At 67.5% G+C, this 13,143-nt stretch carries 13 protein-coding genes; 8 read left to right on the forward strand and 5 right to left on the reverse strand.

What is annotated here, in order from left to right; all coding sequences use genetic code 11:
• Positions 1-60 precede the first annotated feature (60 nt).
• The 3 genes from ACF8ML_RS04790 to ACF8ML_RS04800 all read left to right on the forward strand — a co-directional run bounded on the left by ACF8ML_RS04790 (position 61) and on the right by ACF8ML_RS04800 (position 4,177).
• Complete coding sequence (locus tag ACF8ML_RS04790) at positions 61-993, forward strand: family 2A encapsulin nanocompartment shell protein (protein ID WP_013800566.1); 933 nt, start codon at positions 61-63, stop codon at positions 991-993.
• Positions 994-1,005: 12 nt separating this feature from the next.
• On the forward strand, positions 1,006-2,886 hold the full coding sequence (locus ACF8ML_RS04795) for a family 2A encapsulin nanocompartment cargo protein cysteine desulfurase (RefSeq protein WP_392406474.1): 1,881 nt from the start codon (positions 1,006-1,008) through the stop codon (positions 2,884-2,886).
• A 286-nt stretch (positions 2,887-3,172) separates the two neighbouring features.
• Entirely contained in the window at positions 3,173-4,177 is a 1,005-nt protein-coding gene (locus ACF8ML_RS04800) for a fimbrial protein (RefSeq protein WP_235434685.1), read from the forward strand.
• A gap of 99 nt (positions 4,178-4,276) precedes the next feature.
• On the opposite strand, the gene ACF8ML_RS04805 is transcribed toward ACF8ML_RS04800, so the two are convergent.
• The 5 genes from ACF8ML_RS04805 to ACF8ML_RS04825 form a co-directional block, all read right to left on the reverse strand.
• Positions 4,277-5,233 (reverse strand): tripartite tricarboxylate transporter substrate binding protein, encoded by a 957-nt coding sequence (locus tag ACF8ML_RS04805; protein ID WP_034363353.1) that lies wholly within the window; start codon positions 5,231-5,233, stop codon positions 4,277-4,279.
• A gap of 44 nt (positions 5,234-5,277) precedes the next feature.
• Positions 5,278-6,279, reverse strand: coding sequence for a tripartite tricarboxylate transporter substrate binding protein (locus tag ACF8ML_RS04810; protein ID WP_016450801.1), 1,002 nt, complete (start codon positions 6,277-6,279; stop codon positions 5,278-5,280).
• A gap of 65 nt (positions 6,280-6,344) precedes the next feature.
• Positions 6,345-7,397 (reverse strand): hydroxyacid dehydrogenase, encoded by a 1,053-nt coding sequence (locus ACF8ML_RS04815; RefSeq protein WP_392406477.1) that lies wholly within the window; start codon positions 7,395-7,397, stop codon positions 6,345-6,347.
• Entirely contained in the window at positions 7,397-8,074 is a 678-nt protein-coding gene (locus tag ACF8ML_RS04820) for an RraA family protein (protein WP_392406478.1), read from the reverse strand. The genes ACF8ML_RS04815 and ACF8ML_RS04820 overlap by 1 nt, the downstream gene beginning before the upstream one ends.
• 64 nt (positions 8,075-8,138) lie before the next feature.
• On the reverse strand, positions 8,139-9,386 hold the full coding sequence (locus ACF8ML_RS04825; RefSeq protein ID WP_392406480.1) for an alpha-hydroxy acid oxidase: 1,248 nt from the start codon (positions 9,384-9,386) through the stop codon (positions 8,139-8,141).
• A gap of 83 nt (positions 9,387-9,469) precedes the next feature.
• Between ACF8ML_RS04825 and ACF8ML_RS04830 the strand changes: the two genes are divergently transcribed.
• From ACF8ML_RS04830 to ACF8ML_RS04850, 5 genes are all read left to right on the forward strand, one after another.
• Positions 9,470-10,390 (forward strand): LysR family transcriptional regulator, encoded by a 921-nt coding sequence (locus ACF8ML_RS04830; protein ID WP_016452669.1) that lies wholly within the window; start codon positions 9,470-9,472, stop codon positions 10,388-10,390.
• 292 nt (positions 10,391-10,682) lie between these two features.
• A complete protein-coding gene (locus ACF8ML_RS04835; RefSeq protein ID WP_047327859.1) occupies positions 10,683-11,525 on the forward strand; it encodes an N-acetyltransferase in 843 nt (280 codons plus the stop codon).
• On the forward strand, positions 11,522-12,043 hold the full coding sequence (locus tag ACF8ML_RS04840) for a phage tail protein (protein ID WP_392406482.1): 522 nt from the start codon (positions 11,522-11,524) through the stop codon (positions 12,041-12,043). The genes ACF8ML_RS04835 and ACF8ML_RS04840 overlap by 4 nt, the downstream gene beginning before the upstream one ends.
• A gap of 18 nt (positions 12,044-12,061) precedes the next feature.
• Complete coding sequence (locus tag ACF8ML_RS04845; RefSeq protein WP_017406228.1) at positions 12,062-12,562, forward strand: phage tail protein; 501 nt, start codon at positions 12,062-12,064, stop codon at positions 12,560-12,562.
• A 28-nt stretch (positions 12,563-12,590) separates the two neighbouring features.
• Positions 12,591-13,133: a phage tail protein gene (locus ACF8ML_RS04850; RefSeq protein ID WP_017406227.1), complete on the forward strand. Its 543-nt coding sequence runs from the start codon at positions 12,591-12,593 to the stop codon at positions 13,131-13,133.
• Positions 13,134-13,143 lie beyond the last annotated feature (10 nt).

The raw sequence follows: 13,143 nt of genomic DNA on the forward strand, positions 1-13,143 counted from the left end.
ACTGGCCCTGTTTCCCTCCTTCCCCTTCCCTTTTTCCTGAACTGATCACGGAGTCTGCACATGTCGGCAACAGTGGGCGGCACGACCGCGCTAGGCGACAACGCCGCGCGGCAACTGGCCAACGCAACCAAAACCGTTCCCCAGCTTTCGACCATCAGCCCGCGCTGGCTGACGCACCTGCTGCAATGGTCGCCGGTGGAGGCGGGCATCTACCGCCTCAACCGCGTCAAGAACCCGGAGGCCATCAAGGTCACCTGCACGGCCAAGCAGGAAGACAACCAGCTGCCGCGCACCTATGTGGACTACGAGGAGCAGCCGCGCGAGTACTTCCTCAACGCCGTCTCCACCATCCTGGATGTGCACACGCGCATCTCCGACCTCTACAGCAGCCCGCATGACCAGATCAAGGAACAGCTGCGCCTGACCATCGAGACCATCAAGGAGAACCAGGAAAGCGAGCTGATCAACAACCCCGACTACGGCCTGCTGGCCCAGGTCACGGACGAGCAGCGCATCTTCCCGCTGACCGGCGCGCCCACGCCCGACGACCTGGACGAGCTGCTGACCAAGGTCTGGAAGGAGCCCGCCTTCTTCCTGACCCATCCGCTGGCCATTGCCGCCTTCGGCCGCGAGGCCACGCGCCGCGGCACGCCGCCGCCCACGGTCAGCCTGTTCGGCTCGCAGTTCATCACCTGGCGCGGCATTCCGCTGATCCCCTCGGACAAGGTGCCCGTGGCCGATGGCAAGAGCAAGATCCTGCTGCTGCGCGTGGGCGACAAGCGCCAGGGCGTGGTCGGCCTGTACCAGCCCGGCCTGCCGGGCGAGCAAAGCCCGGGCCTGTCGGTGCGCTTCATGGGCATCAACAACCATGCCATCGCGTCCTACCTGATCTCGCTGTACTGCTCGCTGGCCGTGCTCACGCCCGACGCGCTGGCCGTGCTCGACGATGTCGAGATCGGCAAGTACCACGACTATCCCGACACCTACAAGTAAAGAGGCCGGGCGTTGACCGTGTCTGCAATCACCTCCGTGGCGCCCCAGGCGCCCTTCGACCCCGAGGCGCTGGCGCGCATGGCCAACGCCCTGTTCTCCGCCGCACCGGGATCGGCTCCTGCCCTGCCCGGCCTGCCTGCTGGCGTGCAGGCGCCCGTGAACGTGGCGCCCCCGGGCTCGCCGCTGGCCAGCCCCGCAGGCCTGGGCCCCGGCGTGCCGGGCACGCCCATCCCGCAGGGCCTGGCGCCGGGCAGCAACCTGCTGCCGGCCTCGCCCGCGCCGCTGGCCTCGCTGGCCCACCGCGCGCCCGCGCTGCTGCCCCATGCCCAGGCCGGCAACGGCGTGCCCGACCATGTCGTGAGCGCCCTGCCCGCCTACGAGCCGCGCCTGGGATCGCAGGTGCTGGGCGTGCCCCAGCGCCGGGGCGATCCGCTGGATGCGCTGGCCGCGCTCCCGTTCACGGCACCTGCTGCACCTGCGGCACCCGCCGTGCCGCGCATCGGCGTGCCCACAGAAGGGCCCGGCATTGCGTCCACCGTGCCTTCGGCCGAGCCGCGCTTTTACTTTGTCGATCCCGTGGTACTGCCCGCCGGCTACACCACGCCGGCCCATCCGCTGCAGCACCAGCAGGCTTCGCACGGGGCAAGGCATGGAGCGGCCGGCGTGCAGGCGCCCTTCGACGTGCATGCCGTGCGCCGGGACTTTCCCATCCTGTCCGAGCACGTCAACGGCCGGCCCCTGGCCTGGCTGGACAACGCGGCCACCACGCACAAGCCGCGCGCGGTGATAGAGCGCATCCGCCATTTCTACGAGCACGAGAACTCCAACATCCACCGCGCGGCGCATGAACTGGCCGCACGCGCCACCGACGCCTACGAGGGCGCGCGCGAGCGCGTGCGCCGCTTCATCAACGCGCCCGACGTGAACGAGGTCATCTTCGTGCGCGGCACCACCGAGGCCATCAACCTGGTGGCCAAGAGCTGGGGCTGGCAGCATGTGGGCGAGGGCGACGAGATCATCGTCTCCCACCTGGAGCACCACGCCAACATCGTGCCCTGGCAGCAGCTGGCGGCCGCCAAGGGCGCGAAGATCCGCGTGATCCCGGTGGACGACTCGGGCCAGGTGCTCATCGATGAATACCGCAGGCTGCTGAACCCGCGCACCAAGATCGTCTCCGTCACCCAGGTCTCCAACGCGCTGGGCACGGTCGTGCCCGTGCAGCAGATCGTGGAGCTGGCCCACCAGGCGGGCGCCCGGGCCCTGGTCGATGGCGCGCAGTCGGTCTCGCACATGGCCGTGGACGTGCAGGCCATCGGCGCGGACTTCTTCGTGTTCTCGGGCCACAAGGTCTTCGGGCCCACGGGCATCGGCGTGGTCTGGGGACGGCGCGAGGTGCTGGAGGACATGCCGCCCTGGCAGGGCGGCGGCAACATGATCGCCGACGTGACCTTCGAGAAAACCGTCTACCAGCCCCTGCCCAACACCTTCGAGGCCGGCACCGGCAACATTGCCGACGCCGTGGGCCTGGGCGCCGCCATCGACTACGTGCAGGCCCTGGGCATGGAGCGCATCGCGCGCTACGAGCACGACCTGCTGCAGTACGGCACGCAGGCGCTGGCGCCCATCCCCGGCCTGCGCCTGATCGGCACGGCGGCCGACAAGGCCAGCGTACTGTCCTTCGTGCTCAAGGGCTGGACCACGGCCGAGGTGGGCGAGGCGCTCAACGCCGAAGGCATCGCCGTGCGCACCGGCCACCACTGCGCCCAGCCCATCCTGCGGCGCTTCGGCGTGGAGACCACGGTGCGGCCCTCGCTGGCCTTCTACAACACCACCGAGGAAATCGACCGGCTGGCGGCCGTGGTGCAGGGGCTGGCGGCGCGCAGGCGGGGTTGAGCCACGGGCTCAGCCCAGGCGTCTTGCAAAGGCGTCGCCCGTGGCGGCCATGCCCAGGCGGCCGTGCCCAGGCGGCCGCCCACGTCGTTGGCGCCGCTTGCGCCCGGTGTGCCGCAGGCCGGACCCGGTGGCCATGCCGCGCCACGGCAGCGGACGGAACACGGCATTGGAGTCATGAAAAAGCATTGCCAATATCAGAATGATCCTATGGATTTCCATCAATCATAGGAATAGACTTTGGAGCGCGCCCATCAAACTCTCCTGCATCGTTTCCGGTTTCATTCATATGAAAAAAATCAGATATTTTCTCATTACGGCAACGCTTTGCTTTTCTGTAAGCTCCATTTATGGAGGCATATTTACCCCGGTGTCGTCCACCATCCAATTACCGGAAATCATCAACGTTCCCGCAGGAAATATCATGAATGGATCAGTGCTATGGGAATCGCCCATGGTCAAATCCACCCTCGACACAATTTCCTACAGTGTGCTTTCGGGGCCATCTTCAGAAATATGGCCCAAAATCATGAACCCCACTACGCTGGACGGCGATATCTACTCCACATCTTTGCGCGGAATAGGAGTCCGTTGGCGTGCCACATGGAAAGCCAGGAATTTCCCCAATGGCAAAACCATGTCCATCACCACTACGTCCAACAATGCAGGAGCCACGGGATGGCAAAAGGATGATGTACATGAGCAAACCATATGGATGCAACTCATCAAGACAGGCGCCGTTCAATCGGGCACTTTCAGCGTCAGCAGCTATTCATCCGCCCAGTTTGACTGCAATAGCCTTTGCAATAACTGGCTCGTGAAGGCGACCGGCAGCACCGTGGTGCGCACAGGCGCCAGTTGCCGGGTGAAGACGAGCAACATCGCCGTGAACCTGCAGCGAATCAACAGGTCACTGTTCAACGGGATAGGCGCTACCTCCGCGCCCCAGCCATTCGATCTGGAATTGATCTGCACCGGGGGCGAAGCCAATTCCACCCTGCGCCCGTTCGTCACGCTCACGGATGCCAACGATGCCGCCAACCGCTCCGATGTGCTGACGGTGACCGGAGGGGCTGCCGGCATCGGCATCCAGATCCGCAGCAGCGACAAGGTCATCAGCTACGGCGAGGACTCCGCCAACTTCGGCAATCCCAACCAGTGGCAGGCGGGCACCATCACCCCAGACACCAGAAACCACGTGATTCCATTGACGGCGCGCTATGTCCAGACCCAGCCCTCCGTCACCACAGGCCTGGCCAACGGACGGGCCACCTTCACGCTCAATTACCAGTGACCTGCCAGTGACCTGCCAGTGACCTGCCAGTGACACGCTGGCTGCATTGCGGCTGTGCAGGCGCTCGTGCCGATCCTGCGCTGCCGCACCCGGCTGCGCTCACTCGGCCCTGGCCCCCGACACACGCACCTGCTCGGCCGCCACGGGCATCTGCTCGCGCACGAAGCGCCAGAACGCGTCCACGCCCATGGGCTTGACGGGCAGCGAGCCTTGGTCGATGAACTGCTTTTGCACCTCGGGATTGCGCAGCGCCGTGGCCAGTGCGCCGTTCAGGCGCTCCAGCGCCGCGCGCGGCGTGCCGGCCGGGGCAACCAGGCCGTACCAGGAGTCGGTGTAGAAGCCCTTGACGCCTGCTTCCTCGAAGGTGGGCACATCGGGCAGGGCCGGCAGGCGCTGGCGTGAGGCCACGGCCAGGGCGCGCAGCTTGCCCGAGCGGATGAAGGGGATGGCGCCCGTGGTGAGCACGAAGTCCACGCGGCCCGCCATCAGGTCGGTCATGGCCGGGGCCGTGCCCTTGTAGGGGATGTGGGTGACATCCACGCCCGTGAGCTGCTTGAAGCTGGCGCCGGCCAGATGCTGGCTGGAGCCCACGCCGCCCGAGCCGTAGTTGAGCTGGCCCGGCCTGGCGCGCGCCGCCTCCAGCAGATCGTTGACCGAGCGCAGCGGCGAGGCCACGGGCACCAGCAGCACGCTGGGCGAGGTGGTGATCATGCCGATGGGCGCGAAGTCCTTGAGCGGGTCGTGGTTGAGCTTGGCGTAGAGCGCGGAGTTCAGGCCGTGCGAGGCCACGGTGGCCAGCATGATGGTGTTGCCATCGGGCCTTGCGCGGGCCGCCGCGTCGCTGCCCAGGTTGCCGCCTGCACCGGCCCGGTTGTCGATGGTGATGGGCTGGCCCAGGGCCTCGCTCATGCGCGTGGCCGCCAGCCGCGCCACGTTGTCGGAGGGGCCGCCCGCAGGCCAGCCCACGATGAGGGTGATGGGGCCTTGCGCCAGGGCCGGCAGGGCCAGGGCGCACAGGGCCAGCGCAGCCAGGCTGCGGCGCGGCAGACAGTGCATGGCGGTCGTCCTTGTGAATTCAAAGGTTGGCATGGGCATGGCCTTCAGGGCTTGCCGTCCTGCCAGGGCATTTCGGTCCAGAGCTTGCGAAAGCCGGCCTCGGTGCGCTCCAGCTCGGCCGCGTAGGCGGGCGGCGCCAGGTAGCGCAGCGGCGCGTACATGGCCTCGGCCTGCTGCCTGAACTGCGGGTCGGCCGCGATGGCGGCCACGGCATCGACCAGCTTTTTGCGCACGCCTTCGGGCAAGCCCTTGGGCGCGGCCAGGCCGCGCAGGGAGGCCAGCTCGATATCGATGCCCTGCTCCTTGAACGTAGGCACCTGGGGCGCCAGCGAGCTGCGCGCGGCCGACATCTGGCCCAGCAGGCGGATGGGAGTGCCGCCCTTCTGGTAGGCCAGCACCTCGCCCACGTTGATGGCGCCGATGGTGATCTGCTGGCCCGTGGCGGCGGCGCGCACCTCGCCCGCGCCCTTGTAGGGCACATGGGTGAGCTGCGTGCCCGTGGCCTTGGCGAACAGCAGCATGGCCAGGTGGTCGTCCGAGCCCGTGCCCGTGGTGCCCACGGTCACGGCGCCGGGGTTGGCCCGGGCGTAGGCGGCCAGGCCGGCCAGCGTGGTGATGGCGTTGCTGTTGTGGATGGCAAAGCCGCCCGGGTCGTCCACCAGGTTGCCCAGCAGGTCGTACTGGCTCCAGTGGAAGCTGCTCTTGCGCTCGATGGGGATGGTCAGCACGTTGGGCGTGTTGATGAAACCGATGGTGTAGCCGTCCGGCTTGGCCCGCGCCAGTTCGCCAAAGCCGATGCCGCCGCCCGCGCCGGGGCGGTTGAGCACGACCACGCTGCCGCCCAGCTTCTTTTCCAGATGGCGGGCCAGCAGCCGCGCCACCAGGTCGGTGCCGCCGCCGGGCCCGTAGGCCACGATCATCTCGATGTTGCGCGAGGGATAGGGGGCCTCGCCCTGAGTCTGGGTCTGAGCCTGGGCCAGGGCCGGCAGCGCCATGCAGGCGGCGGCCAGGCCTGCGCACAATGCGCGCCTTGCTTGCTGTGTCATCTTTGTCTCCTGGGTCGCCTCTTGCAGTGGTCTGAGAGGCTTTGTAGTCATGGTGAAGGAAGCGGCTAACGGGACGGGGAACGGGACGGGTCCAAGGCCCGGGCGATGCGCTCGCGCGCATGCGGCCAGACCTCGGGATTGACCAGGCGCGCGGGCCGCTGGCCGTCGGCCAGCAACTGCACGATCTGGGTGGCAGCCAGCTCGGCGTTGTTGCGCCGGGCCTCGTGCGTGACACCGGCGGTGTGGAAGGTGGCCACCACCTGGGGCAGGGCCAGCAGCGGATGGGAGGCGGGCGGCGGCTCCTGGTCCCAGACATCGAGCCCGGCGCCGGCCAGGTGGCCGCTGGCCAGGGCGGCGTGCAGGGCGGCCTCGTCATGGATACCGCCGCGCGCCGTGCTCACGAAAACGGCGCCCGGCCGCATGGCCGCAAAGGCAGCGGCGTTCATGAGCCCCAGCGTGGAGGCATCGCGCGGGCAGTGCAGGGAGACGATGTCCGCGCGCTGCAGCAGTTCGTCGAAGCCGACGGCCTCGGCCCCGCGCGCCGCCAGGCCGGCTGCGTCGTAGGCCGGGTCGCAGCCGATCACCTGCATGCCGAAGGCCCGGCCCAGGGCCGCGACGCGGCTGCCGGCCTCTCCCACGCCCACCAGGCCCAGGGTGCGGCCGCGCAGCTCGTGGCCCATGACGTCTTCCCGGCTGAAGCCCCGGGCAGGGGCCCGCAGCAGGCGGTCGGATTCGTTGATGCGGCGCAGCACGGACAGCATCAGCCCGATGGCCATCTCGGCCACCGAATCCGCGTTGCCGCCCGACTGGTTCATCACGGCCACGCCGGCCCGCGTGCAGGCCTCGATATCGATGGTGTCGCAGCCCGAGCCGCTGGAGGACACGGCCAGCAGATCGGGGCAGCGCGCCAGCAGGTCCGCCGTGGCGAACCAGTGGCGCGGCAGCTCGTCCTTGGCGGCCGTGATCTGGTAGACCCGGGCGCCGGCCAGGGCCTGCCAGGCGGCGGCATCGTCGCCCTCGCGCCGGCAGGTGATCAGCTGCACGCCAGGCGCGGCCGAGACGATGCGGTCGAAGGCCGCATCCAGCCAGTAGTCGAAGCGGACAACGCGGCGGTCCATCACAGCACCCCCTTGGCGGCCAGCGTGCGCACCACCCAGGAACGGTCGGCACGGCCTGCGGCAATGGCGGCGAGCACGTCGGCCTCGTCGCGCTGTATGGCCTCCACGCGGTCGGCAATGGCTCCGGCCTCGGCGGCGGGCACGGCCAGCAGGCCGTCGCCGTCGCCCAGCACCAGGTCGCCCGGGTGGACGACCATGCCGTCGATGCTCACGGGCACATGCAGCTCGCCGGGGCCGTCCTTGTAGGGACCACGGTGCGAGACGCCGCGCGCATACACGGGCAGGCCGTGCTGGCCGATGGTGTCGCTGTCGCGGATCAGCCCGTCGATGACGATGCCGGCCGCGCCGCGCGCCATCATCAGCGCCAGCATGATCTCGCCAATGATGGCGTTGGGCCCGGCGCCGCCCGCGTCCACCACGATCACGTCGCCGGGGCCGCAGATGTCGATGGCCTGGTGCACCATGAGGTTGTCGCCGGGCCGCGTGCGCACGGTCAGCGCACGGCCCACCAGCGGCCCCTGGCGGCGATGGAAGGGCCGCAGCGCCGAGGTGCCCGTGGTGCGGCTCATGGCGTCGCTGACATTGGCGACCGGAAAGCCGCGGTAGCGCTGCAGCAGCGCATCACCAAGGGCGGCCTCGGGCCGGGCGTGGATATGGAATCCGGGAATCTTGCTCACTGCTGTGTCTCCGTCTGTGTCTGTGTCTGTGTCTGTGTCTGTGTCGATACCGTTGTCTTGCCGCTCAGAACGCATCCCAGGCCTGCGCATGGCGCACGCAGGCCGGCGTGATCTGGTCCAGGCGCGTGGCGCCCAGCATGGCCATGTCGCGCAGCACCTCCTCGCGCAGCAGGGCCATGGCGTGGGCCACGCCCGCCGGCCCGGCCACCGAGGCCGCGTAGTTGAAGGGCCGGCCCACGAACACGCAGCGCGCGCCCAGGGCCAGGGCCTTGAGCACATCGGTGCCCCGGCGCACGCCGCTGTCCAGCATCACGGGCAGGCCGGGCACGGCGCGCACGATGCCGGGCAGCACGCGCAGCGGTGCCACGGAGCCGTCGAGCTGGCGCCCGCCGTGGTTGGAGACGATGAGGCCGTTGGCGCCGTGATCGCGCGCCAGCACGGCGTCTGCGGCCGAAAGAATGCCCTTGACCACCAGTTGCCCCTGCCAGCGCTGGCGGATGGCAGCCAGATGCGGCCAGGCCAGGTGGGAACGGTCCGAGAAATCGCGCATCACGCTGGCCGACAGGATGGGCGCGCCCCGGTGCGCATAGTTGTTCTCGAAATGCGGCATGCCGTGGCGCCACAGGGTCTTGAGAAAGCTGCCGAACAGCCAGCGCGGATGGCTGATGCCCTGCCAGGCCAGGCCCGGCCCGGGCCGCAGCGGCGTGGAGAAACCGGCGCGCACATTGTTCTCGCGGTTGGCGGCCACGGGCGTGTCCACCGTGATCACCAGGGTCTGCACGCCGGCGGCGGCCACGCGGTCCAGCAGCGCATCGATCTGGCCCTGGTCACCCGGCAGGTAGGCCTGGAACCAAGTGTGGGGCGCGGCCGCCATCACCTCCTCCAGCCGGATCAGCGAGGAGCCGCTCATGATGGCCGGCACGCCCGCCTGCTGTGCGGCCTGGGCCAGCACCAGGTCGCCCCGGTAGGCCGACAGCGCGGCAATGCCCATGGGCGCCACGCCGAAGGGCGCTCCGTAGCGGCGCCCGAACAGCTCGAAGGAGGGGTCGCGCTGCGCCACGCCCACCAGCGCGCGCGGCACGAAGGCCAGCTCGGCAAAGGCGCGGCGGTTGTCCGCCAGCGAGGCGTTGTCCTCCACCGCCCCGCTGATGTAGGCATGGATGGGGCGCGGCAGGTGCCGCCGCGCCAGCCGCTCGAAATCATCGAGAGACAGCACCTGGCGCAGGCGGCGCGGCGGCCGGGCAGGGGCTGGTGCAGCGGCTGCGGAAGCGGTGGTGGTGGCGGTGGTGGAGGGGACGGAGTTGGCAGGCATTGCCGGCCAATGTAGAAGGGCCAACCTGCAAAGAAAAGCGAAATAAATAGGAATCGATATTTCGATTTTGGAAGAATGTCGCCATGACCCTCAAACAGCTCGAAGCCTTCTACTGGGCCGCCACCTGCCTGAACTTCAGCGTGGCCGCCGACCGCGTGCACCTGTCGGTCTCATCGCTGTCCAAGCGCATTGCGGAGCTGGAGGCCTCGCTGGGCGTGCAGCTGTTCGACCGCAGCGGCCGCGCCGCCGAACTCACGCCCCAGGGCGAGCAGTTGCTGCCGCGCATCCGCGAGCTGCTGCACGGCGCCGCCCAGCTGCGCGAGGCGGCGGGCCGCAGCGTGGGCCTGCAGGGCCGCTGCCGCATCGGCTTTGGCGAGCTCAGCGGCCTGACCTGGCTGCCCCGGCTGGTGCAGAAGGTGGCCGAGCTGCACCCCGACCTGCAGCTGGAGCCCCACACCGACATCGGCCAGGTGCTGGAGCAGCGCATCGTCGATGGCGAGCTGGACTGCGTGGTCATTGCCGGGCCATCGTCGCGCAGCAGCCTGGCCTTCGAGCAGGTCGCCCAGGTGCGCTTCGTCTGGGCCGCCAGCGACGACTTCATCGCCCGCGCCGGCACCGGCCTGCCCCGGCGCCTGGTGCGCGAGCAACTGCTGATCGCCCTGCCCACCGGCTCGGGCGCCACGCGCACGCTGGACGACTGGCTGGGCCGCCACGGCCTGGCCGTGGAGCGGCGCCTTTCCTGCAACAGCTGGGGCGCCGTGGTGGGCATGGTGGTGGACGGGCTGGGCTTCACCTACATGCCCGAGCAATGGGCCCTGGCCCTGCAGCAACGCGGCCGCCTGCGCGTGCTGGACGGCAGCGCCGAGGCCGCAAAGCACAGCGCGCTGGCCCCGCTGACCTACACCGTGCAATGGCGCCGCGACGATGCCCGGCCGCTGATCACGGAAATGCGCGAGATCATCCGCAGCGTGATCGATTTCCCGGCGCCGCGCTGTTTGAGTTGAATATCACTGATTTCAGGGATATTCAAAATGGCAATCCTGTAGTATTTGAATGAACAATCAATATCAACAATAAACAACCATCAATGCATTGATAGGGCATTGTCAATTTCAAATATCAATCGATTCAGTTCCTTCCCTATGGGAACACTCATCTTTCGCATGGATTTCTTGGCATACTGAAAATCCTTTCTCAAAGAAATTTGACAATCCTTTGCAAAAACTGCCTATGATTTAACAACTCTTTTCAATTATTCGCGACTGGAACTCCTGCGTTTCCAGTCGATTTCCATTCATGAGCACTGCGCCTGCCCATACCAGTCTCCGCAGCCCTCACGCCGAATCCTGCGGTGCGCTGGCGCTTCAACCCATTGGTTCCGGCGACGAAGCCGCTCTCCTGGCCATCTTCGCCTCCACACGCGAGCAGGAGCGCGAACAATTCGGCTGGCCCGAGGAGCAATGGAATGCCTTCATTCGCCAGCAGTTCATGGCGCAGCACACCCAGTATTCGACGGCCTACGCCAACCCCAGTTTCGATCTGGTGCTGCGCGATGGCGAGATAGCGGGCCGGCTGTATGTGGACCGCAGCCCGCAGGAAATCCGCGTGGTGGATATCGCCCTGCTTCCCAGGCACCGTCGCCAGGGCGTGGGGCGGCAGTTGCTGCAGGCTTTGACGGATGAGTCGGATGCCCTGGGCATTGACCTGGGCCTGCATGTGGAGAAGAACAACCCCATCCTCGGTCACTACCAGCGCCTGGGCTTTGCCACCGAGGCCGATCGCGGCGTGTACTGGTATATGCGCCGCGCGCCGCAGCCTGCGCGCATGCCCGGCCTTGAGGATTTCACCGGCCTGGTCGGCACCGATTTCGCGTTGCATCTCCCCGGTGCCGCGCCCGTGGCGCTGCGCCTGGAAACGGCCACGGTCACGCAGGGATTGCTGGCCTCGCGCTGCTCGCTGCGCTTCAAGGGGCCTGACATCGGCCGCCCGACCCACGACACCTACCTGCTTTCCCACGAACGCCTGGGACGCTTTGCTCTGTTCCTGGGGCCCGTCGTGGATGCGGAGCCGGGGCAAACCAGCTACCAGGCACTCATCACACGCATGAACACGTCAATCAAGGAGGAGGAGACGCCATGAGCGAGGCATACATTGGAGAAATCCGTCTTTTTGCGGGCAACTTTGCCCCCCAGAACTGGGCATTGTGCGACGGCAGGCTGGTTGCCATCAGCGAGAACGAAGCACTCTTCGTGCTGCTGGGTACCACCTATGGCGGCGATGGCGTCACCAACTTCGCACTGCCCAACCTGCAGGGCCGGCTTCCTATTGGCCAAGGCCAGTTGCCGGGCGGGAGCAACCGCATTCTGGGCCAGCAGATGGGTGTGGAAGACGTAACGCTGAACATCAACCAGTTGCCCGGGCACACCCACCAGTTCTCGGCGGCCGGCGCCGCCAGCACCAGCAAGCCACAACAGCAGGTACCGGCAGCCGTCACGGGGTTCAACCTCTACGCCCCCTCACCCGCAACGACTGCCGCCACCCTGGGACCCAGCTCGGTGCAGATCGTCGGCGGCGGGCAGCCGCACAACAACGTCATGCCCAGCCTGGTGCTGAGCTACATCATCTGCCTCTTCGGCATCTTCCCCAGCTTCGCATAGCACGGACAGGAGCACTTCATGGAACCCTTTCTCGGAGAGATCCGCGCATTCGCCTTTGGCCAGGTCCCAAGGGGCTGGCTGCTGTGCAACGGAGCGATTCTGCCGATCAGTACGAACCAGGCCTTGTTTGCGCTGCTGGGCACCAAATACGGCGGCAATGGCTCGACGAACTTCGGCCTGCCCGATCTGCGTGGTCGCACGCCCATTGGATACGGTGGCGGCGTTGTGCTCGGCTGGATCGACGGTACGGAAAACGTCACGCTGACCCCCAGCCAGATGCCCCAGCACACCCACCAGCTGCTGTCCAGCGCCGCGGTGGCCACCACCAATGTCCCCGGCGGCAATGTGATGGCAGAGGCCGCCAATGGCCTGTCTGCCTATGGCGCGCCCACCGATTCCTTCATGGCTGCCGCCGCCGTGGACATCAGCGGCGGCAGCCAGCCTCACCAGAACATGCAGCCCTCGCTGGTCATCAACTGGTGCATCGCCAGCTCCGGTATCTTCCCGCCCCGCAACTGAACAAGCCTCCCCCCAAGGAAACATCCATATGGCAGATCCCTTCTACGGCGAGGTCCGCGCATTCGGCTTCTCCTTCGCTCCTGTCAACTGGGCCTTTTGCGCAGGCCAGACCATACAGGTACAGCAGAATACAGCGCTTTTTGCGGTCATCGGAAGCCGGTTCGGCGGTAACGGAACCACCAATTTCATGCTGCCCAATCTGCAGGGCAAGGCCGCCATGGGCGCCGGCACGGGACCTGGACTGAGCTTCCGCGACATCGGTGAAACCATGGGCACAGCCACCGAAACGCTGACCCTTGCGCAGATACCGGCGCACAGCCACGGCATCAGCGCCCAGGGCGCCGGCGCCACGGCGGCCATCCCCAGCGGCAACTTGCTGGCGCAGGGCATGCAAGGCGTACCGCCCCGGGGCAGCGCCAGGCCCACCTATGCAGCGGGAGCTGCCACTTCGGCCATGGCGCCGACAGCGCTGCTGCCCGTCGGCGGCAACCAGGCCCACAGCAATATGCAACCCGTTCTGGCGCTGAATTTCTGCATCTGCCTGTCCGGCGAATTCCCCGTCAGGCCCTGACGTTCTTCCA

It is taken from the genome of Delftia sp. WSY_10, from assembly GCF_043104705.1.
GTDB classification, from domain to species: Bacteria; Pseudomonadota; Gammaproteobacteria; order Burkholderiales; family Burkholderiaceae_C; genus Comamonas; species Comamonas tsuruhatensis.